General features: G+C 61.9%; 17 protein-coding genes and 1 tRNA gene. 11 read left to right on the plus strand and 7 right to left on the minus strand.

Features of this window, described 5'->3' with window-relative positions; all coding sequences use genetic code 11:
* Positions 1-100: 100 nt before the first annotated feature.
* A tRNA-Ser gene (locus AC1RQI_RS14515) sits at positions 101-190 on the minus strand.
* Positions 191-367: 177 nt separating this feature from the next.
* On the opposite strand from AC1RQI_RS14515, the gene AC1RQI_RS14520 reads away from it, so the two are divergent.
* The gene (locus tag AC1RQI_RS14520; RefSeq protein ID WP_481905358.1) at positions 368-1,498 is read left to right on the plus strand and encodes an aminotransferase class V-fold PLP-dependent enzyme; all 1,131 of its coding nucleotides are present in this window, start codon (positions 368-370) and stop codon (positions 1,496-1,498) included.
* 24 nt (positions 1,499-1,522) lie between these two features.
* On the plus strand, positions 1,523-2,260 hold the full coding sequence (locus AC1RQI_RS14525) for a TSUP family transporter (protein WP_481905359.1): 738 nt from the start codon (positions 1,523-1,525) through the stop codon (positions 2,258-2,260).
* On the opposite strand, the gene AC1RQI_RS14530 is transcribed toward AC1RQI_RS14525, so the two are convergent.
* Complete coding sequence (locus AC1RQI_RS14530) at positions 2,261-3,673, minus strand: alanine/glycine:cation symporter family protein (protein WP_481905360.1); 1,413 nt, start codon at positions 3,671-3,673, stop codon at positions 2,261-2,263.
* Positions 3,674-3,754: 81 nt separating this feature from the next.
* Here AC1RQI_RS14530 and AC1RQI_RS14535 point away from each other — a divergent pair, with 81 nt between their 5' ends.
* From AC1RQI_RS14535 to pgsA, 4 genes are all read left to right on the plus strand, one after another.
* Positions 3,755-5,041 (plus strand): lactate 2-monooxygenase, encoded by a 1,287-nt coding sequence (locus AC1RQI_RS14535; RefSeq protein ID WP_481905361.1) that lies wholly within the window; start codon positions 3,755-3,757, stop codon positions 5,039-5,041.
* A gap of 310 nt (positions 5,042-5,351) precedes the next feature.
* A complete protein-coding gene (gene uvrY / locus AC1RQI_RS14540; protein ID WP_416634467.1) occupies positions 5,352-6,002 on the plus strand; it encodes a UvrY/SirA/GacA family response regulator transcription factor in 651 nt (216 codons plus the stop codon).
* On the plus strand, positions 5,992-7,836 hold the full coding sequence (uvrC, locus tag AC1RQI_RS14545) for an excinuclease ABC subunit UvrC (RefSeq protein ID WP_481905362.1): 1,845 nt from the start codon (positions 5,992-5,994) through the stop codon (positions 7,834-7,836). The genes uvrY and uvrC overlap by 11 nt, the downstream gene beginning before the upstream one ends.
* 3 nt (positions 7,837-7,839) lie before the next feature.
* Positions 7,840-8,385 carry a CDP-diacylglycerol--glycerol-3-phosphate 3-phosphatidyltransferase gene (pgsA, locus tag AC1RQI_RS14550; protein WP_416634470.1) on the plus strand — a complete coding sequence of 182 codons (546 nt, stop codon included), beginning with the start codon at positions 7,840-7,842 and terminating at the stop codon, positions 8,383-8,385.
* Here pgsA and AC1RQI_RS14555 read toward each other — a convergent pair.
* Both AC1RQI_RS14555 and AC1RQI_RS14560 read right to left on the minus strand, forming a co-directional pair.
* Complete coding sequence (locus AC1RQI_RS14555; RefSeq protein WP_481905363.1) at positions 8,346-9,284, minus strand: sensor domain-containing diguanylate cyclase; 939 nt, start codon at positions 9,282-9,284, stop codon at positions 8,346-8,348. The two genes, pgsA and AC1RQI_RS14555, sit on opposite strands and share 40 nt — an antisense overlap.
* 111 nt (positions 9,285-9,395) lie before the next feature.
* Positions 9,396-9,647, minus strand: coding sequence for a PAS domain-containing protein (locus AC1RQI_RS14560; RefSeq protein WP_481905364.1), 252 nt, complete (start codon positions 9,645-9,647; stop codon positions 9,396-9,398).
* A gap of 169 nt (positions 9,648-9,816) precedes the next feature.
* On the opposite strand from AC1RQI_RS14560, the gene recC reads away from it, so the two are divergent.
* The 5 genes from recC (at position 9,817) to AC1RQI_RS14585 (ending at position 20,936) form a co-directional block, all read left to right on the plus strand.
* Positions 9,817-13,056, plus strand: coding sequence for an exodeoxyribonuclease V subunit gamma (gene recC, locus AC1RQI_RS14565; RefSeq protein ID WP_481905365.1), 3,240 nt, complete (start codon positions 9,817-9,819; stop codon positions 13,054-13,056).
* Positions 13,056-16,499 carry a UvrD-helicase domain-containing protein gene (locus tag AC1RQI_RS14570; RefSeq protein WP_481905366.1) on the plus strand — a complete coding sequence of 1,148 codons (3,444 nt, stop codon included), beginning with the start codon at positions 13,056-13,058 and terminating at the stop codon, positions 16,497-16,499. Before recC ends, AC1RQI_RS14570 begins: the two co-directional genes overlap by 1 nt.
* Positions 16,496-18,331 carry an exodeoxyribonuclease V subunit alpha gene (recD, locus tag AC1RQI_RS14575; protein ID WP_481905367.1) on the plus strand — a complete coding sequence of 612 codons (1,836 nt, stop codon included), beginning with the start codon at positions 16,496-16,498 and terminating at the stop codon, positions 18,329-18,331. Before AC1RQI_RS14570 ends, recD begins: the two co-directional genes overlap by 4 nt.
* Before the next feature lie 16 nt (positions 18,332-18,347).
* Positions 18,348-19,487: an FMN-dependent L-lactate dehydrogenase LldD gene (gene lldD, locus AC1RQI_RS14580; protein ID WP_481905368.1), complete on the plus strand. Its 1,140-nt coding sequence runs from the start codon at positions 18,348-18,350 to the stop codon at positions 19,485-19,487.
* A gap of 96 nt (positions 19,488-19,583) precedes the next feature.
* Positions 19,584-20,936 (plus strand): TrpB-like pyridoxal phosphate-dependent enzyme, encoded by a 1,353-nt coding sequence (locus AC1RQI_RS14585; RefSeq protein ID WP_481905369.1) that lies wholly within the window; start codon positions 19,584-19,586, stop codon positions 20,934-20,936.
* Positions 20,937-21,017: 81 nt separating this feature from the next.
* Here AC1RQI_RS14585 and AC1RQI_RS14590 read toward each other — a convergent pair whose 3' ends face one another.
* Genes AC1RQI_RS14590 through AC1RQI_RS14600 form a run of 3 tightly spaced genes read right to left on the minus strand, consistent with a single transcriptional unit; the run spans position 21,018 to position 23,656 of the window.
* Entirely contained in the window at positions 21,018-21,491 is a 474-nt protein-coding gene (locus AC1RQI_RS14590) for a Dps family protein (RefSeq protein WP_481905370.1), read from the minus strand.
* Positions 21,492-21,501: 10 nt separating this feature from the next.
* Positions 21,502-22,491, minus strand: a complete 990-nt coding sequence (locus AC1RQI_RS14595) for an aromatic amino acid lyase (RefSeq protein WP_481905371.1) — start codon at positions 22,489-22,491, stop codon at positions 21,502-21,504.
* Positions 22,481-23,656 carry an AMP-binding enzyme gene (locus AC1RQI_RS14600; RefSeq protein ID WP_481905372.1) on the minus strand — a complete coding sequence of 392 codons (1,176 nt, stop codon included), beginning with the start codon at positions 23,654-23,656 and terminating at the stop codon, positions 22,481-22,483. The genes AC1RQI_RS14595 and AC1RQI_RS14600 overlap by 11 nt, the downstream gene beginning before the upstream one ends.
* Positions 23,657-23,808: the final 152 nt, after the last annotated feature.

The following is a 23,808-nucleotide window of genomic DNA, read 5'->3' on the forward strand; positions in this document are numbered from 1 at the left end:
CCAGGTATCTGTGCGATTTCTGGTGCAGAAGTAACAGAAGAACCGGGCAGCTCGCGTTGCTGCGGCAGCATCCTCTGGGCAGGGGAGAAAAAAAGATAGATGGCGGAGAGGGAGGGATTCGAACCCTCGGACCGCTTGCACGGTCGCCGGTTTTCGAGACCGGTGCATTCGTCCACTCTGCCACCTCTCCGCAGCGGACAGCGCGCATTTTAACGGCTCCAGCCTCTGTGGGAAAGCCATTGTGGGGCACCACTGACGGCCACCCTGATGCTGACCTGGCAGCAACAGGATGGCGTTCGGTGGAGGGCTGCCCCGGAAGATGTTAAAAATAGATCCTTCCCATTCTGGACCTAGGAGTGTCTGAACCATGTCAAAACAGATCCCGATCGTTGACCCCGAAGGGCTTCTGGAGTATTCCGTCGTGTTCAACGACCGTTCCCTGAACCATATGAGTCAAGAGTTTCAGGGGGTTATGAATGACATTTCAGGTACTCTGAAAAGCGTCTACAACGCCGCTGCCACAATCGTGGTGCCAGGCGGCGGCAGTTACGGCATGGAGGCTGTAGCACGCCAGTTTGCCAATGACACCGCCTGCCTGATCGTTCGCAATGGCTGGTTCAGCTACCGTTGGAGCCAGATCTTGGATGCGGGGCGTATTGCCTCGGAAACGACGGTGCACAAGGCCCGTCAGGTAGAGTCCGGAAGTCAGGCGCCTTTCCGGCCGGCCCCCGTGGAGGAGGTTGTTGCCTCCATCCGGGAGAACAGGCCCGGGGTTGTGTTCGCACCGCATGTGGAAACAGCAGCAGGCATGCGACTGCCGGATGAGTACCTGACACAGCTGGCGAGCGCCGCCCATGAAGTGGGAGCGATCTTCGTGCTCGACTGTGTGGCCTCGGGAGCGCTCTGGGTGGATATGGCCGCCATTGGCGTGGACGTTCTCATCAGCGCGCCCCAGAAGGGATGGAGCGCATCCCCCTGCGCAGCCCTGGTGATGCTGAGTGACCGGGGACTGGAACGCCTGGAAGCCACCACCAGCAGCAGTTTTGCCGGTGATCTCAAGAAATGGCACCAGATCATGCAGGCCTATGAAGGCGGTGGCCATGCCTACCACGCGACCATGCCCACCGATTCGCTCAAGGACTTCCGGGATGCCGTGCAGGAAACCGTCAATGACGGTCTGGATGCTACCCGGGAACGCCAGGAAGAGCTTGGCCGCCGGGTGCGGGCGCTATTCGCCGAGCGAGGCTTTGTAAGCGTCGCGGCTGAAGGATTCGAAGCGCCAGGCGTCGTCGTGCTTTACACCCGGCGTGACGATCTGCACAAGGGCAGTGGCTTCATTGAGCAGGGCCTCCAGACGGCAGCGGGTGTACCATTGGCCTGTGATGAGCCAGAGGATTACAAGACCTTCCGTGTGGGTCTTTTCGGGCTGGAAAAGTTGCGCAACATCGACCGCACGGTGGACTGGCTTGCAGCAGCCCTGGACGGCCTCGGGGTCTGACCCGACGCCGTGCTGGCGTGGTTTGTGCCACCAGCTCTGGACCCGCTGACGGCGGGTCTGCTGCTGGCCGCCTCCCTGATGACCTCCATGATCACCGCCGCCCTGGGAGCGGGCGGTGGCGTGCTGTTGCTGGGCCTTATGGCCCTATGGCTGCCACCAGTGGCCATTGTCCCCGTCCATGGTCTGATCCAGCTTGGTTCCAATGGCGGCCGCCTTGCCATGACCTGGCGCCGTGTGGACTGGGGCACGCTGGCCTCGTTTGCGCCTGGGGTGGTGCTCGGCATGGGGGCGGGCGCGGTGGTTCTGGTGCGGTTGCCGGAGCAGCTCTGGCAGGCAACCATAGCCGCGTTTATTCTTTTCCTGTGTTGGAGCCCTTCATTACCCCGTGCCGCACTGGGGCGTTCCGGCATCCTGCTGGCGTCAACGGCGACCAGTTTCCTGACGCTTTTCGTTGGTGCCACTGGCCCACTTGTAGCCGCTTTTATCAAGCAGCTTCATGAAGACCGCTTTCGCACCATTGCAACGTTCTCCGGCGCCATGACCCTGCAGCATCTGCCAAAGGCGCTGGTGTTCGGCGCTGCCGGTTTCCAGTTCCCCCAATGGGTTCCCTGGATCGGTGCCATGATCGGGTGTGGGCTGGTGGGGACAAGGGTAGGGTTGCACCTGGTCAACCGGATGCATGACCAGTTGTTCCAGCGCCTTTTCACAACGGTTCTGACATTGTTGGCGCTGCGCCTGCTATGGCAGGCGCAGGCCGGCTGATCATTCCCAGATTTCTTTTTCCACCCGGTCTTCGAGCTCCGGGTAGTCACTGAGCCGGAAGTGGGGGATCTGGCCCTGGCGCCGCTGAGCCAGATAGTCCCTGGTCAGCTTAACCACGGTGCCGGAAAGGAAGACGATCGCGATCAGGTTCACGGTCGCCATCAGACCCATGGACGCATCGGCAGTGTTGAAAACGGTAATAACCGCCTGATAGCCGCCCCAGATCACCATGGCAATGGCCCCGGCACGGAGCGCATAGATCCAGCCTCTGGAGCGCGCCCCCAGATAGACCAGGGCGTTTTCCGCATAGGTGTAGTTGGCCACAATCGAGGTGAACGCGAAGAACATGATCGCGACGGCGATGAATTCACCGCCAAGGTCCCCGAGGTGGGCTTCCATGGCGAGCTGGGTCAACTCCGCGCCGGTCACGTCCGTGCCGCCTTCCATGACGCCCGAGAGCAGGATCATCACGGCCGTAGCGGTACAGATGACAATGGTGTCGATGAACACTGCAAAGGCTTGTACCAGACCCTGGGACGAGGGGTGATGCGGAACCGGCGAGGCTGTGGCCGCAATGTTGGGTGCCGAGCCCATGCCCGCCTCATTGGAGAACAGGCCCCGCTTGATGCCATTGAGCATGGCCGCGGTAATGGAGCCGGCGGCACCGCCAGCGGCTTCGCCAACCCCGAACGCATTGCCGACGATGTGCGCCAGGATGCCGGGTACTTCGCTGATGTTGACCACCATGATGCCGATGGCAATCAGCACATAGAGGCCGGCCATGATCGGGACAATCAGCTCGGCAAAGCGCGCGATGGAGCGAAGTCCCCCGAAAATAACCAGGCCAGCAACAACGGCCACAATGATACCGACAAACCCTTGGTTCACCCCAAAGGCGCCTTCAACGGCCGTGGCGATGGCATTGGACTGGACCGCGTTGAACACAAGCCCGAAGGACAGGATCAGGCAGAGCGCGAAGATGACGCCGGCCCAGGGCGCGTTCAACCCGCGCGCCATATAGAACGCCGGGCCACCCCGGTACTGCCCCTGGTTATCCCGTATCTTGTAGAGCTGGGCCAGAGTGCTTTCGGCGTAGCCTGTGGCCATCCCCACCAGTGCCACCATCCACATCCAGAAGATGGCCCCGGCTCCACCCAGATAGAGGGCAACGGCGACGCCGGCGAGGTTACCGGTACCCACACGCGAGGCAAGGCTGGTACAGACAGCCTGGAACGGGGAAATACCGGATTTGTCGCTCTGGCGTGATCCACGGATCGCGCGGACCATTTCGCCAAAATTAACGAACTGCAGGAAGCCGAGGCGGATTGTGAAGAACAAACCGACGCCCAGCAGCCCGTAGACAAGAATGTAATTCCAGAAGATGGTATTCAGAAAACCGACGATGGATTCCAACAAAATACAGACTCTTGCAGGTGACTTGTCAGGTGATATGTTGAGCGTTGCGCCACAACTATAGCAGCGAGAATGCCAGAGATGAACGATAAGAATAAAGAAACGGCGATTCCAACGCTGGACCGCCAGCGTGAAATCTACATTAATGGTTTGAGTGGTGACCGACCGACGGTGCCCGTGGATTATGACGAGCTCCAGGTCCGGGCCGAGCGCGCTCTCACGCCGGAAGCCTATGCCTACATTGCCGGCGGCGCGGGCCATGAGGACACCGTGGCCAATAACCGCGAGGCATTCCGCCAGCGGCGGATCCTGCCACGCATGCTCAACGATGTCTCGGACAGAGATACCAGCGTTACGTTATTGGGGCGGCGGCTCCCCAGCCCCTTGCTGCTCAGCCCCATCGGCGTACTGGAGATGGTGGCGCCCGATGGCGATGAGCAGGTTGGGCGGGCAGCGGCCGCGGAAGCGATTCCCATGGTCTTCTCCAACCAGGCGTCCCAGCCCATGGAAAGCGTGGCCGCGGCCATGGGGGAGGGACCACGCTGGTTCCAGCTCTATTGGAGTCAATCCGACGACCTGGTCAAAAGCTTGGTGAGTCGCGCGGAGAACGCTGGTTGCGATGCCATTGTGGTGACGCTGGATACAACGATGCTGGGATGGCGTACCCGGGATCTGGACCTGGGTTACCTGCCGTTTCTGCGCGGCAAAGGTATTGCCCAGTACACCAGTGACCCAGTGTTTCTGAGGCACCTGGAACACCTGATTCAGGAGGGCGGTGATGAATCCCCCAAACCCCGGTTGAGCCTGGAAACGCTGAAAGTTCTGCGCGAGCTGGCGAGCAACTGGCCGGGCAACAGCCTGGAAGGGCTGCGCTCCGGCAAAGCCAGGGCGGCCGTTCAGGCGTTCATCAACACCTATTCGCGGCCTTCATTGACCTGGTCCGATCTGGCCATGCTGCGCGAACACACCCGGCTGCCCATTCTGCTCAAGGGCATCCTGCACCCGGACGATGCGCGCATGGCCGTGGAATACGGCATGGACGGCGTGATTGTGTCGAACCATGGCGGTCGCCAGGTGGACGGCGCAGTAGCCAGTTTCCAGATGCTGCCGCAGGTGGTGGAAGCGGTGCAGGGTCAGGTTCCAGTTATTCTGGATAGCGGAATCCGCGGGGGTGCGGATGTATTCAAGGCGCTGGCACTGGGTGCAACAGCCGTTGGGGTGGGGCGCCCCTGGGTGTATGGGCTGGCGCTCAATGGTCAGGACGGCGTACGTGAGGTGCTGCGGAACCTGAAAACGGACTTTGAGCTCACTATGGGCCTGGCCGGTTGCGCCAGCACGAATGACATCACCCCAGCGTGCCTGACCTGAATCCCGGGAACCTGGGTGCTGTTTTCCGACTGTTGGGCCATTAATCCGGACGTCAGCTGTTGCCGTCGTCCCGTTTAGGTTTCACAATCCAATCGTATAGGGGATCCGTGGAGGGAGAAGCGCATGGTTGTCAGGCTTTTAAGCGCTTGGTTCGCAATGGCGCTGGAACCACACAGTCAGGTTGACGGTCGGAACAGCGTAATAATGGCGGCTAACGCGCCCGAAACGGATAATGAGGCAGTCCGACCCTACCGTGACCGGATCCGTCGGGCGATGGACGACTGAATCCAGCCGGCTGGGAGGTAGCAGCGTGATCCGGATTCTGGTTGTGGATGATCATGAACTCGTGCGTACTGGCATCACACGGATGCTGGCGGATGATGATGAGATCGAGATCATGGGCGAGGCCGAATCGGGTGAGGCGGCCGTCGAGCAGGTGCGCCGCGAGCCACCGGATGTGGTGCTCATGGATTTACGGATGCCCGGCATCGGTGGGCTCGAAGCCATGCGGCGGATCCACCGGATTAACGATGACGTTCGCGTTATTGCCGTGACCGCCTGCGCCGACGACCCTTACCCGACCCGGGTTATGCAGGGCGGAGCGCACGCCTACATCACCAAGGGTGCGGACCTGCAGGAAATGCTGCAGGCGGTACGCCGTGCCTCGCTCGGCCAGCGCTACATCAGTCCAGAGATCGCCCAGAAGATGGCGCTGGGCAAGGTCAACGGGGGATCGGAAGAGTTCAGCGCCTTTGATGAGCTGTCGGAGCGTGAACTCCAGATTGCCACCATGATTGTCCAGGGGCAGAAGGTGCACGTCATCTCGGACAAGCTCTGTGTCAGTCCCAAGACCGTGAACACCTACCGTTACCGCATTTTCGAGAAACTGGGTATCGACAGCGATGTGGAGCTGACCCTGAAGGCGGTGAAGTACGGTCTGTTGGATGCCGATGAAGTCTGAAACAGCTGAATCCTTTGATGCCACGGCCTTTCTAAAGCAGGTAACCGAGAAGCCGGGCGTGTACCAGATGTACGACGCCAACGGCGTCATCCTCTACGTGGGCAAGGCCGCCAACCTGCGCAAGCGCCTCGCCAGCTATTTCCGCAAACAGGGGCAGGCGGTTAAAACCCAGTCGCTGGTCAGCCGCATCGCCGATATCCAGGTGACGGTGACCGCCAGTGAAACCGAGGCGCTGCTGCTGGAGCAGAACCTCATCAAGTCCCAGCGCCCGCCCTACAACATCCTCCTGCGGGACGATAAATCCTATCCTTACATCTACCTGTCCAATCACAGTGACTATCCGTCACTGACGTTCCGGCGCGGTAAGAGCAAACGCGACAAGGGCACTTTTTTCGGGCCCTTCCCCTCCGGGGGCGCGGTACGCGAAAGCCTCAACATTCTTCAGAAGGTCTTCCGCATCCGCAACTGCAGCGAAAGCTATTTCCGAAACCGTACGCGGCCCTGCCTGCAATACCAGATCAACCGGTGCACCGCGCCCTGTGTGGGCATGATCTCGCCGGAGGACTACCAGCAGGATGTCCGCCGTGCACGACTCTTTCTGCAGGGCAAGAACCCGGAGATCATCCAGGAGCTGATGGATGCCATGGAGCAAGCCTCCGCGGATCTGGAGTTCGAGCGTGCGGCCCAGTTCCGGGACCAGATCAATTACCTGCGCCACGTACAGGAACAGCAGGCAATCGAGGGCGGCAGTGCAGAGCTGGATGTTATTGGTCTGAGCCAGGAGGCCGGTGTGCTCTGTGTGGTGGTGCTGTCCGTAAGGGGCGGGCGCATCGTGGGCACCCAGCATTTCTTTCCCAGGCTGTCCATGGATCAATCGGAAAGCGAATTGCTCACGGCCTTCATCGGCCAGTTCTATCTGGGCGAGGACAATCCACGGGAAATTCCCCGGGAAGTTGTTGTGGCTGACGAGATTCCAGATCGTGAGGTGCTGGAACAGGCGCTTTCCAACCAGGCCGGTCGGGATACCCGGGTCCGCCACCGGGTACGTGATGAGCGTCGGCGATGGCTCCAGATGGCCCGGACCAATGCCGAGGAAACGCTGCGCAGCCATCTTTCGAACAGGGAAACGGTCTATCGGCGGCTGCTGGCGCTGCGGGAACTCCTGGAGATGGAGGAGGTACCAGCACGTATGGAGTGCTTCGACATCAGCCATAGCCAGGGCGAGAATACGGTCGCATCCTGTGTGGTTTTTGATGAGAATGGTCCGCTGAAAAGCGATTACCGGCTCTATAATATCGAAGGCGAGACTGCCGGCGACGACTATGCCGCCATGGGCCAGGTTCTGCGCCGTCGTTACCGTCGGGTGAAAGCAGGGGATGGCAAGCGGCCGGACCTGGTATTCATCGACGGCGGCCTTGGCCAGCTCAATGTGGCACGCAGTGCGTTCGAGGAGCTTGGGATTGACGATATCACGTTGATCGGGGTTGCCAAGGGCGAGGCGCGCAAAGCAGGCATGGAAGAGTTGATCGAGGCGGTGACCGAAAGCCGCTTCCGGGTTCCGCCGGATTCGCCGGCGCTGCACCTGATCCAGCACATCCGGGACGAGGCCCACCGGTTCGCGATCACCGGTCACCGCCAACGCCGGGACAAGAAGCGCAGCAGTTCCACTCTGGAAGGAATCCCGGGTGTGGGGCCGCGCCGGCGCAAGGACCTGATAAACTACTTCGGTGGCCTGCAGGAACTGCGCAAGGCCAGCGTTGGCGAGATTGCCAAGGTGCGGGGCATCAGTGACTCCCTGGCTGAATCCATTCACGCAGCACTGCATAATGAGTAGCGCATGAATCTACCGAACATCCTTACCTTCTCCCGGATCGCCATGATTCCTCTGTTCCTGCTGGTCTTCTTCATGCCGTTCCAGTGGGTGTACATGGCGAGCGCCATCATCTTCGCCGTAGCGGCGGCAACCGACTGGCTGGATGGTTTTCTGGCACGGCGCTGGAATCAGTCAACCCCGCTGGGCGCCTTTCTGGATCCGGTAGCGGATAAGCTCATGGTAGCCGGGGCACTGGCCGTCCTGATTCACGATTACGGGTCGCTGTTCCTGACCATTCCGGCTATTGTCATCATTGGTCGTGAGATTGTGATCTCGGCATTGCGGGAATGGATGGCGGAGATGGGCAAGCGTGCCAGTGTCGCTGTGTCACTCATTGGTAAGATCAAGACCGGCTTCCAGATGGTGGCGATCGTGATGCTGCTGGCCTATCCGCCCGGAGAGCCTGTGGCCATGGCTGGGCTTGTGATGCTGGCAGTTGCGGCTGCACTGACCCTCTGGTCCATGTGCGTTTATCTGAAGGCGGCCTGGGAGGAGATCAACGCCACCTGATTACGGCCGGAATGCTTGGCGTGGTAAAGGATGTTGTCGGCGCGCTGTATGAGCGTTCTCAGACCTTCCCTCGTGTCGTATTCCGTAACGCCGATGCTGACCGTGATCGGAACGTCCCCGACCCGGATGCAGGAAGCGGTGGTCTGACGAAGCGTCTCTGCCACCTGACGGGCGCCGTCCTGATCGGTAGCGGGCAGGATCACGAAGAACTCCTCGCCGCCCCAGCGGCCCATGGTGTCGGTTTCACGCAGACGTTCGGTGAGCGTGATTCCCAGCTGTATCAGAACCTGGTCACCGGTGTCGTGCCCATGATGGTCATTGACCCATTTGAAGTAGTCCATGTCCAGAGTCAGCAGTGACAGGGGCTCTCCCGTCCGGTGGACGCGGTTGATCTCCTCTTCCAGGATCACCTCCGTGCGCCGGCGGTTGGGCAGTCCGGTCAGCTGATCCTCATGGGCCATTCGTTCCAGCTTTTGCTGCAGGTGACGGGTTTCCGTTATGTCACGGGAAAAGCCGATGAACCCGGTAAAGCCACCTTCCTCGTTGCGCAGCGGAACGTTCTGGGTTTCATAGATGCGCAGGTTACCGTCCTGGTCGGGCAGCTCTTCCTCGGCGGACTGGGGCTGGTGGGTGTTAAGAAGCCGCTCATCCAGAATCCGGCAGTTTTCAGCCGAGGTCGGTGGCAGAATCTCTTCGTCCCGTCGCCCCAGGATGTTTTCCGGCTTCTGACCGTAAAGACAGGCCGTGTGTTGGTTCAGGTAGACATAGCGCCTGTCAGTGTCCTTCAGGTAAATGCAGGCGGGCGCATGATCGAGAACGGTTCCCAGAAGCTTCTGTTTCTCCCGGAGGGCCTTATCAAGCCGGATTTTTTCCGTAATATCCGTGGAGACACCTGCCATGCCGCGAATGGTGCCGTCATCGTTGTAGAGTGGACGCTTGATCGTCCAGTACCACCGCTCCTCGCCAGTCTCAGCAATGACGTTGTATTCCTGGGTTTCAATGGTCCGCCCCTAAATCAGAACCTGGTAGTCGTTCTCCTTCAGGTCCCTGGAATCCGCCAGGGAGAAAAAGGCACTGTCGTCCTTGCCGATAATGGCATCCATCGAGCAGCCAAAAAGGGCCTGGACCCGCTGGTTGACGTAGGTGTAACGGCCCTCCCGATCTTTCATGAAAACGAAAGAGCCGATGCTGTCCACCGTTGTTCGCAGGTCCTCCAGCTGTTGCCGGGTATCCATGGTTGCTGCCGATTTCGAGCTTTCCATGACACCGCCCATGTCGCTGGTTAGATATTAATCAAAAAGTTTAGCCCAGATGGGTTCATGACGCAAAAAACCGGGGAAACCGCCACGCCATCCACTATGGTCCAAATGGGCGCATGGGCTATCCTTCCCGGCGCCCCCTAAAAGCGCGACTGTCGCCAGGAGCAACCGGATGATCCATACTTTTCCCGGCAACCAGCTGGAGCACCTTGTTGGCCCCCTTGCGAGGTTGCTGGCCGTGCCGGTAGCGAATCCGCTACAGCCGGATGTCATCATGGTGCAGCACCCGGGCATGGCGCACTGGCTCAACATGGAACTGGCCAGTGAATCCGGTCGGCGTGTGGCCATGAACCTGATGTACCCGTTGCCGGTACGCTACTTCTGGACCCTGATCCGCCACATACTGGGCCCGGAGCGGATGCCGGAGGTATCTCCCTACCAGCGCGAGATCCTGGTCTGGCGCCTGTATTCGCTCCTGGGCTCGGAAGCCATCACGGCTGACCCCACCTTCGCGGAACCAACCCGCTACTGGCGGCAACAGACACCCCGCCAGCAGTCACTGCGGCGCTTTCAGCTCGCCGGGGAGCTGGCGGATCTGTATGAACAATACCTGATGTACCGTCCGGACTGGATCCGGGACTGGGACGCGGGGCAGGGCGAGCACTGGCAGGCCCGGCTCTGGCAACACCTGACCGCTGACAGGCCGGATCACCCGCTCAGGCTCATGGACGAGGCGCGGCAGCAGTTGAGCAACCCGGCAGAGCCCTTGCCGGAACGCCTGTTCGTGTTCGGCATCAACAGTCTGGCACCACTGTGGCTGGAGTTCATCAGCGAGGTGTCCCGCTTGGGGGGTGTGGACTTCCATATCCTTTACCTCAATCCCTCGGATGAGTACTGGGGCGACACCGTTAGCGACAAGCAGGCAGCCCGCCAGCGTGCCCGGTGGTTGGACGAACACGATGATGAGAGCGGGCTGGTCCTGGATATCGGTAATCCGTTGCTGACCGGTCTGGGCCACCAGGGTCAGCAGTTTGTCCGTCTGCTGAGCGATATTGCAGACCAGGAGATGCCCCTTTTCACGGAACCTGCCTCCAACCACCTGTTGGCGCGGGTTCAGAGTGATGTCCTGCACCTGCGTGACGGACGTGAATGCCCCGGCGAGCACGACGACAACAGCATCCGCGTGGTGAGTGCGCACAGCCCGCTGCGTGAGGTCCAGGCGCTGCACGACTGGCTGTTGCACCGCTTTAACGAGGACCCGGACCTGGCGCCTCGGGACGTGGTGGTGATGTGCCCGAACGTGGAGCAGTATGCGCCTTTCGTGGAAGCGGTTTTTGCGGGTCGTGGTGAAGCCCTGTCCGAACGGGTTCCGCCCCTGCCCAGCTCCATTGCTGATCGCAACCCGGGCGATGCGGACCCCGCGGTGGCGGCTTTCATCGAGTTGCTATCCCTCCCGGACGCCCGTTTCGAGGTCAGCCGGATCATCAGTTGGCTCCAGGTCCCGGCCATCCAGCAGCGCTTTGGCTTCGACGCGGAGCAGGTAACCCAGCTTAACCAGTGGCTCCATGCTGCGGCCATTCACTGGGGCCTGGATGCCGAGCACAAGCAACAGTGGCTCGGGAACGGCGCCAGCAGCCACTACAGCTGGGACCAGGGGTTGGAACGGCTGCTGGTTGGGTTTGCCTGGGGCGATGAGGAAGTGATCCTGAGGGATCGCCTGCTCCTGCCCCAGGTGGAAGGGGGAGACGCCGTAACCCTGGGGCGCCTGATCGCCTTCCTGCGGGCCCTCAAGGCCCTGCGCCATGACATGGCGCGGTCACGCACGGTCAGTGATTGGCAGAGCTTCCTTCATGAACGCTTGCGCCAGGCACTGTTCAGCACGGAACAGACCCATGAATGGATCCATGAACAGCTGCGTGAAGCAATCCGCGAACTGGGCCAGTACGCCAGTCATGCCGCGTTCACCGAGGCAGTGCCGTTAACGGTGATCCGCCATGCCCTGGAGCAGAACCTGCGGAGCCCGGCGCGTACAGGCCGCCAGTTCATGACTGGCCAGATCACCGTCTGCTCCATGGTGCCCATGCGCTCCATTCCGTTCCGGGTGGTGGCCATCCTTGGGCTGAATGACGGTGAGTTCCCGCGCCAGCGCCCACCCCTGGGGTTTGACCTGATGGCTAACGATCGCCCCCGGCCCGGGGACCGTTCACGGCGCGGGGATGACCGCTACCTGTTTCTGGAAGCCATTCTGTCAGCCCGTGAGCACCTGTACCTGAGTTACCAGGGCCGGGATCTCAACACCAACGCGGAACGCCAGCCATCACTGGTCCTGACGGAGCTGATGCATTATCTGGAAGACGCGACGGGATGGCACCGCGACGCCATCCAGAACCTGTCATTACAGCCCTTCAGCCCGGCCAACTTTCAAGGGCCGGAGCCGAGTTTTGACCCGGGCTGGCTTCGGCTGACCCGGCCAGGAGACGAACCGGACAAAACCCCGCGCCTGCCAGCGCCAGAAGTGGCGCCCGAAGAACTCCCACTGGAACAGTTGGTCCGGGCGCTGGAAAACCCGGCCCGCTACCATGCCCAGCAACGCCTGGGTCTCTACCTGGAGGAGGCCGACATACCCGAGGTGGAGGACGTGGAACCCTTCTCGGCCAGTCATCTCAGCCGGTACAAGCTTCAGCAGGCCGTGATCGAGTGCCATCTTGAAGGGATGGATGAAACCCCTGTGCTCGAACGCGCGCGCCTGTCCGGCGAGCTACCGGATCATGCCCCTATGGCCTCGGACCTGGCCCAGTGGCAGGAGCAGGCCAGGGCGTTTGCGGGAGCGCTGGACGAGGCCGGAGCGGCCGGAATCCAGCATCACGCGGTGGCGTGGTGTATTGAAGGACTCACGCTCACCGCGGAACTGCCGTTGGCGCGGAATGGCCGCGTGACCCTTTGGCGGATGGCCAATCCCAAGGGAAAGGATGTGTTGCGGCTATGGTGTCACCACCTGATCGCCAACCTGGAGCGCCACCGGACCTCGGTCAGTTTTCACCGGGGTAAGGACGGCGCATTACGGGTGCTACGGTGTGACCCCATGGACTCCGGCGAAGCCCGGGCGCAGCTCGCAGCACTGGTGAGACAATGGCGCGAGAGCCTGTGCCAGCCCTCGCGCCTGCATGGTGACCTGCTGCGCGCCGTGCTGGAGAAGGGGGCAGAAGCCGAAGAGGCCAAGCGCCTCGCGGCACTGCGGAACAGCTGGCAAGGGGACAGCTACAATGGCTTTCCGGGGGTCAAGGACGATGACTACATGGGCTGGTTCTTTGACGGGAACACGGACACAGAGTCCCTGTTGAGCGAACTGGATCAGGTCTATGGCGCCGTGATGGCAGGACTCACGATCACCGACACAACGGAGGCCGCCTGATGCGGGAGCTGGACGTTGCCCACCTGCCACTGGAAGGCATCCACCTGATCGAGGCCAGTGCCGGTACCGGCAAGACCTTCAACATCACCCGCCTGTACCTGCGACTGTTGCTGGAGCGCAACCTGGATGTCCAGCAACTACTGGTGATGACCTTCACCCGTGCGGCGACCGCTGAACTCAAGGCACGCCTTGCCAGCGAGATCCAGCGGGCCCATGACCACTGGACGCAACTGGACGAGCCATTCTATGTGGCGCTCCGGCAGCGCTTGCCGGACACGGAAAGGGTCAGGGCACGCCTGCGGAACGCGGCCCTGCACATGGACGAGGCGGCCATTTACACCATCCACAGCTTCTGTCGGCGTGCCTTGACCCAGGAGGCCTTCACCAGCGGCATCAGCTTCCAGGCGGCCATGGAGGTGGACAGCAGTGCCCTCGTGCGTGAAGCGCTGGAAGACTGGTACCGGCAGGAGGCACAGGGCCCGGATTTTCAGCAACTCTACGAGTACCAGCCAACCCCGGAGGCATTCGCCAGGGCCTGGGAGAACACCATCAAGGGCACGGAGACGCTCCCCGAGCCCGAGGTACCGGATCTGGCCAGTGCCTGGCAGGCGTTCCGTCACCACTGGCCGCAGGAGCGCGACGCCTTCACGACGCTTAACATCCAGGCCCGGAAAAAACCGGAAACCCGCGCGTATTGGGAATCCATCCTGCAAGAGTTGGATCGGCTCAGCCAACTGCCCTGGGACGGGGATATTCCGGAGGTGTTTGAAGGGTCCTTTCTCAAGGACGCCTTCAGCAGTGACAAGAAAAAGCAGGCCATGCCGGTGCTCCATGAACTGGCCAGCAGCATGGCTGATTGCCGCCGTGCCAGGGACGCCTGGTGGGCCTGGAAGGGCGTGACCTTTGCGCGCGACCACCTGGCCGCCAGCAAGGACCGTCTGGACCAGCTGGATTTCAGCGACCTGATCCGTCGTCTGCATGAACAGCTGACCTCGCCGGAGCGTGGCCCCGAGCTGGCGCAGAGCCTTGGGGCGCAGTTCCCGGTGGCACTGGTGGACGAATTCCAGGATACGGATCCGGACCAGTACGCCATTCTCCAGCGCCTCTATGGCCAGGCGGCAGAGCAGGGCCGGATGCTGTGCATGATCGGTGATCCCAAGCAGGCCATCTATGGCTTCCGTGGCGGCGACGTCTTCGCGTATCTCACCGCACGCGATGACGCCGATTACCAGTGGGTGATGGGGGCCAACTACCGTTCGGCGCCAGCGGTCATCCAGGGCTACAACCGCCTCTTCCACAGCGCGCCCGTTCCGGAGGACCCGCGTGAGGCCACTCCCCATGAAGGGGTCTTTGGCTACGGCATCCAGTACCCGCCGGTCAGCGCCGGTCAACCGGACCGTGAGCCGGTGAAGGGCCCGCCAGGGCGGGGCGCATTCCAGTGGGGACTGCTGCCGGTTGACTCCCGCATGGAAGGCCTCAACAGCAAGGGAACCGGCTACACAAGGGAAGGCCAGAGGCCACTGGCCCGGTGGACGGCGCGGGAGATCCTGCGGTTGTTGGGGCAGGCCACGGTGGAGGATAAGGCCGTAGCCCCCGGGGACATGGCCATCCTCGTGCGCGACCGCAACGAGGCAGCCATTATGCAGGAGGCCCTAACGGCCCAGGGGCTGGACTCGGTCTACCTCAGTGCCCGGGATAATGTACTGGAAAGTCCGGAATCCCTGGAACTGTTGCGTGTGCTCCGCGGCATTCTGAACCTGGAAGACGACCGTCAGCTGATGGCCGCGTTGGCCACTTCCCTGTTTGGCTACAGTCCCAGGGCCCTGTTTGATCTGCGCAGCAGTGAGCGTGAGTGGGCCAGGTTGCTGGATGAGGTGACCAGCCTGCGTGAACGCTGGTATCGCAAAGGGGTGATGAGCATGGCGCTGCAGCTGCTTCAGCGCTGGGCTCAGCCGGAACCGGACCGCCACGAGCGCAGCCTCACCAACCTCATCCACCTGATGGAGCTGTTACAGCAAGCCAGCCAGCAGCACCGCCAGCCCGAGGCGCTCCTGCATTGGTTTGAACAGGCGCGCACGGACAGTAGTGTGCAGAATACCGAACTGCGCCTGGAAAACGATGGTCACCTGGTGCGCGTGGTCACCATGCACGGCGCCAAGGGACTGGAATACCCCATCGTGTTCCTGCCGTTCGTCAGCTACGGCAAGCAGAGCCGGCGCGGTCGGGACCTGCTTGTGCGCTACCATGACCCCCGGGACCATAGTGCCCAGCTCGTCCTGAATCCCTCCGAGGAACAGACCAGGCTGGCCCAGCAAGAGGAAGCGGCCGAAGCAATCCGACTGCTGTACGTGGCCGCAACCCGTGGCGAGCGCCGGGTCTACATGCTCGCAGCCGCGTTTGACCAGCTGGCCCAGTCACCACTGGCACGCTGCCTCCAGGTCAGCAGTTTTGAAGAACTGCATAACGCCGTGCATAAGCAGCAGGAGGACAGCGCCTGTGAGGTACTGAGCCTGAGCAGCGTGGATGAGCCGATTAGTGGCGTTCCAGAGCCGGAAAACGGCGAAGGACTGGCGGCGGCGACATTCAGCGGGCGGATTGAGCGGGATTGGTGGCTGTCGTCCTTCTCAGCGCTCACCCGTGATGCACGCCATGGCGGCACCAGCGCCCGCGACCGGGACCAGGCGGAACCGGAAATGGCGGCACCCCACGGGGAAGCGGACGACATCCGTTTCTCCCTCCAGAAAGGCGCCGAGACCGGCAACCTGCTTCATGACGTGCTGGAATGGCTGGATTTCAGTCATCCGGACCTGGATGGGGTTCTGGATCAGGCTGAGAGACGGTATCCAGGGCTTCTGCACCCCAGTGATTCCATGCGTGGCCCGCTCAAGTCCTGGCTCGAGGCTATTCTGGCCGTGGCGTTGCCCAGCGGGGCCTGCCTGGGGGACCTTCCAGCACACAAGACCCTGAGAGAATGTGAATTCTATTTCCCGATGAATGCCAACCAGAACCCGCCGCTGGGACGGATACTGGCGAAGCACCGGGGCAGTGAGCCGGTCACGTTGCCGGCGCCGGCCAGCCTCAAGGGCATGCTCCAGGGCTTCATCGACCTGGTTTATGAATGGCGGGGTCGGTATTACATCGTTGACTATAAATCCAACCACCTGGGTGACGGCTTTGGTCACTACCATCCAGAGGCTTTGACGGCCAACATGCGCCAGAGCTTCTACGACCTCCAATACCTGCTGTACACGCTGGCGCTGCATCGTTTTCTCCAGATCCGTATCCCGGATTACGACCCACGACAGCATCTCGGGGGTGTGCATTATCTTTATCTCAGGGGCATGGCACCGGGGCGTGACACCGGGATTTACGCGCGGGAAACGGATCTTGAGGCCCTGTTCGCCCTGGATGCGCTCTTTGAAGGGCAGGAGGTGAGGGCATGAGTGCGGTACTCAATCCAGCACGGGAAGGTGAGGCCCCGGAAGCCATTGATCAGGCGCTGGCGGATGCGCTGGGCGAATGGATCGGCTGCCAGGACGATTGGTTCCGGCATACGCTGATGGCCGTCAGCGAGGCCCTGCAGGCAGGCCATACCTGCCTGAACCTGGCGTACTGGGCGGGCCAGACGCGCTGGCAGAGTGACACGTTGCCCGGCATCTGTTTTCCGGCACTGAGCGATTGGCGGCATAAGCTCCAGGCACTGGCCATAGCACCGGACGATGGGGCGCCCGTGGTGTTTGAGTGGGACCGTCTCTACCTGCGGCGCTACTGGCGTTTCGAGACGGAGGTGGCGGGCGCCATCAGGCAGCGCCTGGCGCTCACCTGCGACGTGGATCCAGACCGGGCCCGCAGCATCCTGGAGCGGCTGTTTCCCAACTCCCCAGGACAAACAGGGCCGGACTGGCAGAAAGTTGCGGCGGCCAATGCGCTGTTCCAGCCCTTCAGTGTGATCGCCGGCGGGCCCGGCACCGGCAAGACCCATACAGTCACCCGGCTGCTGGCCCTGCTCATCGAGTCCATGGGCTCCAGTAACCGCGACACCCCCAAAGTGCGCCTCGCTGCCCCCACCGGCAAGGCGGCGCAGCGTCTTGCTGAATCCGTGGCCCGGGCACGCTCAGGCATGGCCTCCATTGTGGACGCCCCGGTGCTTGAGGCGATCCCCTCGGAAGCCACGACCCTGCACCGTCTTCTTGGGGTTATCCCGAACAGCTACCGCTTCCGCCACCATGAGAGCAATCCGCTGGATCTGGACGTACTGGTGGTGGATGAGATCTCCATGGTGGACCTGCCCCTGATGGCGCGCCTGTTCCGGGCATTGCCGGCGGCATGCCGGGTCATTCTGCTGGGCGACGCGGACCAGCTGCCGTCAGTGGCCGCGGGCTCGGTGCTGGCGGATCTGGCTCCCCGGGATGTGACCGGCTACAGCCCGCACCGCTGCAAGCAGCTGGCCAACCTGGGCATTGAACTGACTCCAGCTGGCGACACCCCGGCATACGCTGACTACCTGAGCTTCCTGAGGATAAGCCAGCGTTTTGAAGGCGCCAGCGGGATTGGCCAGCTTGCCAGCGCCACCATCAGGGGAGAGGCACACAACACACTGAGCATCATGGAGGGCAACCACCAGGACCTTGACTGGCAGTCCGCTGAGGCGCTGGACCATCAACTGCGAGCCTGGACGGAACAACACTACCGGCCCATTCGGGAAGCCCGGAATCTTGAGGACGCTTTCGAGCAACTGCAGCAGTTCCGCATTCTGTGTCCCGCCCGGATCGGGCCCAACGGCGTCCATGCCATCAATGACCGCATCGTCGGCATGCTCAACCCCAAGCGCCAGCGCTTCTTCCCGGGTCAGCCCATCATGATCACCCGCAATCACTACGGGCTGGGCCTCTACAACGGCGACATTGGTCTGGTCTGGCCAGATGAGCCGGAACAGGGCGACGAGACCGCGCCGCTTCTGGCCTGGTTCCCGGATGCTGACGGGTTCAGGCCCATGGCGCCGGGTCGCCTGCCGGATCACGAGACGGTCTACGCCATGACCATCCACAAGACCCAGGGCTCGGAGTTCGAATCGGTGGCGCTGGTACTGCCTGAACGACCCACCGCCGTACTCAGCCGGGAGCTCATCTACACCGGGGTAACCCGTGCCCGGACCCGGCTCACAATCGTCGGGAGCGAACGGGTCTGGCGTGCCGGCGTGGGCCAGGCCGTGGAGCGCCATTCGGGGCTTGGTGCAAGGCTCAGGGCTGACAACGCAACAGACAACCAGGCATAAGGAGGGCTGTTACCCAATGATCATTTCGTCGACCCTGGATTACCGGGAAGCCGCGCGCCGCCGTCTGCCTCCCTTCCTTTTCCATTACATCGACGGTGCTGCCTACGATGAATACACCCTGCGGCGCAACATCGAGGACCTGCGTGAGCTGTCCCTGCGCCAGCGGGTGCTACAGGAAGTGGGTGACATCGATCTCTCAACCCGACTGTTCGGCGAGGACCTGAGCCTGCCGGTCGCTCTGGCGCCAGTGGGGCTGACCGGGATGTACGCGAGACGCGGCGAAGTCCAGGCCGCCCGGGCTTCCGCGGCCAAGGGCGTTCCCACCACGCTGTCCACCGTGTCGGTATGCTCGATTGAGGAGGTGCAGCAGGCCTCGCAACGCCCGCTCTGGTTCCAGCTCTACGTACTCCGGGACCGGGGCTTCATGAAGAACGTACTGGAAAGGGCCTGGGAAGCCGGCGTCCGGACCCTGGTGTTCACCGTGGATATGCCGGTACCGGGCGCCCGCTATCGCGACGCTCATTCCGGTATGTCCGGCCCCTATTCGGGGGCCCGCCGGATGCTCCAGGCTGCCAGCCACCCCTCCTGGGCCTGGCACGTTGGCGTGCGCGGCCGCCCCCATGATCTGGGCAATGTCTCCGCCTATCTCGGGGAGACGATCAGCCTGGAGGATTATGTGGGCTGGCTCGGCAGGAACTTCGACCCGTCCATCGGCTGGAAGGATCTTGAGTGGATCCGCGAGTTCTGGAAGGGCTCAATGGTCATCAAGGGCATTCTGGATCCCGAGGACGCCCGGGATGCTGTGCGCTTCGGCGCCGATGGCATCGTCGTCTCCAACCACGGCGGCCGCCAGCTGGACGGCGCCCTTTCCAGTGCCCGGGCCCTGCCTTCCATCGCGGAGGCCGTGAAGGGTGACCTGACACTACTGGCGGATTCCGGCATCCGTTCCGGCCTCGACGTGGTCCGCATGCTCGCTCAGGGGGCTGACGGTGTGCTGCTCGGTCGCGCCTTCGTCTACGCGCTGGCCACAGCTGGTGAAAAGGGTGTCACGCACCTTCTGGATCTCATTGAGAGCGAGATGCGTGTGGCCATGACGCTTACCGGAGCCCCGTCCATCAGCGCTATCTCACGGGAAAGTCTGGTTTACCCAGTGTAGCAGGGGCATCCCGCTGGTCCTCAGGGGACCATGACGCCCGCAATCGCTCAAGGTATCATATAGCGCGTTTTCAACACTGTGAATCCAGGACCCGCGATGACCACCAAGTTCCTGCTCGACGAAAGCCGTATTCCCACCCACTGGTACAACCTCCAGGCCGATCTACCACAGCCATTGCCGGCGGTGCTCAACCCGAGAACCCATGAGCCGGTGACGCCTTCGGACCTGGAGCCGCTGTTTCCCCATTCGTTGATTGAGCAGGAGGTTACCACCGAGCGCGACGTGCCCATCCCGGAACCGGTACGCGATGTCTATCGCCAGTGGCGGCCCGCCCCGCTGTATCGGGCGCACGCGCTGGAAAAGGCCCTGGGCACGCCGGCGCGGATCTACTACAAGTACGAAGGGGTGAGCCCGGCAGGCAGCCACAAGCCCAACAGCGCCATCCCCCAGGTCTTTTTCAACCACGAGGCTGGGACCCGCCGCCTGACCACCGAAACCGGCGCAGGGCAGTGGGGGACCTCGCTTTCCTATGCGGGAGCACTGATGGAGATGGACGTCCAGGTGTTCCAGGTGCGCGTTTCCTACAACCAGAAGCCCTATCGCCGGGCGGTTATGGAGACCTATGGCGCCCAGTGTTTCGCCTCGCCTTCCAATGAAACGGCCTTTGGCCGGAGCGTGCTGGCCGAGAATCCGGACCATACCGGCAGCCTTGGCATCGCCATTTCAGAGGCGGTTGAGCTTGCTGCACAGGACACCGGCACCAAGTACGCGCTGGGCTCAGTGCTGAACCATGTACTCCTGCATCAAACCATCATCGGCCAGGAAACCATGGAGCAGATGGCCATGGCCGAGGATTCACCGGATGTGATTGTGGGCTGCACCGGCGGCGGTTCCAATTTTGCGGGTTTCGCGTTCCCCTTCATCGGGCAGTCGCTGCGTGGGGGCGAGAGCCCGCGCGTGGTGGCTGTGGAGCCATCGTCCTGCCCAACGCTGACCCGTGGTCAGTACGTTTACGACTACGGTGACACGGCCAGGATGACGCCGCTTACCCGGATGCACACCCTGGGATCGGGCTTTACGCCGCCTGGTTTCCACGCGGGTGGGTTGCGCTATCACGGCATGGCGCCGCTGGTTTCACATGCCAAGCAGCTGGGGCTTTTCGAGGCGGTGGCCTATCCCCAGAAGGCCTGTTTCGAGGCCGGCATCCTGTTTGCGCGTAACGAAGGCATCGTGCCCGCGCCAGAGGCCAACCACGCAGTCCGTGGCGCCATCGACGAGGCCATTCGCTGTCGCGAGGAGGGAAGTGCCGAGACCATCCTGTTCAATCTGTGCGGTCATGGGCACTTCGATATGGCAGCCTATACCTCCTACTTCGCCGGTGAGCTCAGTGATCACGAGTACAGTGATGAGGAGCTGGCCATGGCGCTGTCGGGGCTGCCGTCGGTTTGAACCGACGGCGGAGCCGGATCAGTTGAAGGGCGTGTCGGCCCGGGGTATGGTTTCTCTACCAGACCCCCTCGGCGTCCCTGATTATTCGCCCAGGAAGCTGTTGTACATCCAGGCTGTTTTCTCCTGCTGCGTGATGTAGTCACTCATTAACGCGTTGGTCCCCTCATCGCTGGCGTCATCAGAGGCGTTCAGGATCCTGCGTTCCAGCTTGATCAGGGTTGAGAGCCCATCCAGGATTTCCTGCACGCACTGGCGCCCGTCGGTGACGTTGGTCCGTTCCGGAATGTGCGAGAGTTTGACGTATTCCGAGTAGGCGTGAACCGGGCGATAGCCTAGTGTCAGGATACGCTCGGCGATCTCGTCAACCTTCAGGAGCAGGTCGGTGTAGAGCTCCTCGAACTTGGTGTGGAGCTCAAAGAACTTGTCGCCCTTGATGTTCCAGTGATACCCACGAACGTTCATGTAGAAGATCTGGTAATGGGCCAGCAGTTCGTTGAGCTGGTCCGCTAATGATTGTGCCTTGTTTTCTTCAATGCCAATGAGGTTGGTCGACATACATGACTCCTTAGGTCCGCGTGGAAGGATGGATCCAGTCTCTACTAGAGATGGTGACTGGGACGGAGCGCTTCAACCTCCTGAACACCCCAAATGGATAGGTTCGCTCAATCGATGCGTCCGGCGGGCGCCAATTGGGAGACTCAAGCTGCTGCAGCGCGTCCTGGCCGACCCGCTCTTCGTCAGTCATGGCATCAGGAGACGCACCATCGAGGACGGCGAGCCAACGGTGCAGTTTCTGTTGGCCCGGGTGTGGCCGGAGCTCGCCAAAGGCACTGTGCCATGCTTCCCGCCGCCCCCTCAGGGCCTGGGCATGAGCAACCGTGGTCAGGGCACTCCAGCGCAGAGCGCGTTGCGTAAGACAATCGTTGAGCGCTGCAATGCCTGTCATGGCGGACGTGCCATTGACCAGGGCCAGGGCGTCCTTGCCTCCGGGTTCCAGTGGTGCCCGTCCCAGGCGTTCCAGCACGTTCTTGGCCGGTTCCGCTTCCCGACCGTTGTGGCAAATCCAGCCCTCACCCATGAGCGCACCGGCAATGTGGGCCAGTGGGGTCAGATCGCCACTGGCCCCAACCGTCCCCATGGAGGGAACAACCGGGAGGGCATCCGCATTCAGACAGGTCAGCAGGTGATTGAGTGCTTCAGGCGCAATGCCCGAAGCCCCGAGGCTGAGGGCACTGATCCGCGCAGCCATGGTTGCGCGCGTCTGTTCAGCCGTGAGTGGCTCTCCCACGCCAGCACTCAGGTGGGCCACCAGGTTCCGTTGGAGTGCTTCACTGTGATCACTGCCAACAAGCGTATTCGCCAGGGGGCCATAGCCCGTCGTGACGCCGTAGATCTGACGGTTTTCGGACCGGAAACGGGCGAGCTGCTCATGGCTTTTGAGGACACGGCTCCAGACCGCCTCGTCAAGACGCAGGGGCGTGCCCAGTGCCACCCGTTCCAGCGCTTCCGTGGTGGCATCGCCACCCTGCCAGTCGACACCTCGTTTACCAGTCACACAGTTTCCCCAGCTCGTTGCGAGGCAATGCCATCCCAAAATCAAAGCGAACAGGGCGCTCAGGTGTGGTGAGGTGGTGGTTCACCCACTGGCGCAGATCCTGTTCCAGCACCGCCTCATCAGCCTCCGCCCCGGGGACAATGAAGGCCTTGAGCCGAGTCCCATTGGGGGCCTCAAAGGGACGAACCGTACAGTCCGCCACACCTTCCTGGTCCTTGATTGCTTCGGCTATGGCGGCGGGGTCTACATTGGTTCCGGCCACCTGCAGGGTCCCATCCCGCCGACCTGCTGGCGTGATCCGCCGTTCATCATGCCAGTTGAGCCTGTCAGGGACGGCCACGGTTGTATCAAGAGGGCGCAGATAGAGAGTGTCCTCCTCCACGCCACCAACACGCTCCCAATGGGCAAGGAGCGAGAAGGGCGCTTCTGGATCGTCGCGCCAACCGATGGCACCCGTCTCGGATGAACCATAGACTTCCGTCATGGACGCAAGCCCTTGATCCTTGAGTGCGCGGATGACAGATGCCGGGCAGGGGGCCGTGGAGGTAACACCAGCGACATTCTGGGCGAACGGAGTCCGACGGCCACTGCGGTAACGCCACCATTCCGGGAAGGCAACAACCAGGTCTCCAGGGTGCGGGTCCAAACCCTGCTGGTGTGCGTCATCCCCATGGAGATAGGGTACTCCGAGTCTGTTAGCCAGCAATGGCCCCCATAGGAAGCCGTAGATGTGATGGGGGGGCGCTATCCCGATGATTCGGCGTTGATGGGGAAAGTGACTGGCGATCAGGTCCGCTTCCGAGGCCAGGTGGCGGCGGGAACAACGGTTGAGCCGTGGCTCCCCCGTTGAACCGCCGGAACGGAACCCGATGTGCGTGGAGCCTTCGGCCATCCCCTGCTGGATGAGCGCCACCCAGTCCTCAACGTGTTCCCGACGCAGCAGCCACTCATCCACGCCACTGGCTTCCAGTTCAAAAAACTCATTGACGACCCGGGCCAGCGACAACTGCTCTATGGAATCCACTGCCAGCGGGCCGTCCCTCAGCGAGCCGCCAGCGGCTGCCATGGCGACCAGATCGCCTGTGCGCAAGCCACGCTCACCAGCCAGCTCGCTTCCGATAAGGTGACTGAGCACCGCCAATAATGTGTTATCGCCCAGCACCATCAGACGCGCTTGACGAACACCCAGTAGCTGTCATCGTTCAATGACTTTTTCATATGCACCTTCACCTTGGTCGGCTTGAGTTATGGTGATTTCTGGTGTATGGAAGCAGGCTGAAGAGGTGGCATATCCTGTTGGTTGATCTCCGCCAAGAT

The organism is Salicola sp. AFF1, assembly GCF_056783195.1.

What these genes read in the sequence shown, in the direction of transcription:
- AC1RQI_RS14520 (WP_481905358.1), top strand. Translation starts at nt 368, where the DNA reads ATGTCAAAACAGATCCCGATCGTTGACCCCGAAGGGCTTCTGGAGTAT.
- AC1RQI_RS14535 (WP_481905361.1), top strand. Translation starts at nt 3,755, where the DNA reads ATGAACGATAAGAATAAAGAAACGGCGATTCCAACGCTGGACCGCCAG.
- uvrC (WP_481905362.1), top strand. Translation starts at nt 5,992, where the DNA reads ATGAAGTCTGAAACAGCTGAATCCTTTGATGCCACGGCCTTTCTAAAG.
- pgsA (WP_416634470.1), top strand. Translation starts at nt 7,840, where the DNA reads ATGAATCTACCGAACATCCTTACCTTCTCCCGGATCGCCATGATTCCT.
- AC1RQI_RS14555 (WP_481905363.1), bottom strand. Translation starts at nt 9,284, where the DNA reads ATGGCAGGTGTCTCCACGGATATTACGGAAAAAATCCGGCTTGATAAG.
- AC1RQI_RS14560 (WP_481905364.1), bottom strand. Translation starts at nt 9,647, where the DNA reads ATGGAAAGCTCGAAATCGGCAGCAACCATGGATACCCGGCAACAGCTG.
- recC (WP_481905365.1), top strand. Translation starts at nt 9,817, where the DNA reads ATGATCCATACTTTTCCCGGCAACCAGCTGGAGCACCTTGTTGGCCCC.
- AC1RQI_RS14570 (WP_481905366.1), top strand. Translation starts at nt 13,056, where the DNA reads ATGCGGGAGCTGGACGTTGCCCACCTGCCACTGGAAGGCATCCACCTG.
- recD (WP_481905367.1), top strand. Translation starts at nt 16,496, where the DNA reads ATGAGTGCGGTACTCAATCCAGCACGGGAAGGTGAGGCCCCGGAAGCC.
- lldD (WP_481905368.1), top strand. Translation starts at nt 18,348, where the DNA reads ATGATCATTTCGTCGACCCTGGATTACCGGGAAGCCGCGCGCCGCCGT.
- AC1RQI_RS14585 (WP_481905369.1), top strand. Translation starts at nt 19,584, where the DNA reads ATGACCACCAAGTTCCTGCTCGACGAAAGCCGTATTCCCACCCACTGG.
- AC1RQI_RS14590 (WP_481905370.1), bottom strand. Translation starts at nt 21,491, where the DNA reads ATGTCGACCAACCTCATTGGCATTGAAGAAAACAAGGCACAATCATTA.
- AC1RQI_RS14600 (WP_481905372.1), bottom strand. Translation starts at nt 23,656, where the DNA reads ATGGTGCTGGGCGATAACACATTATTGGCGGTGCTCAGTCACCTTATC.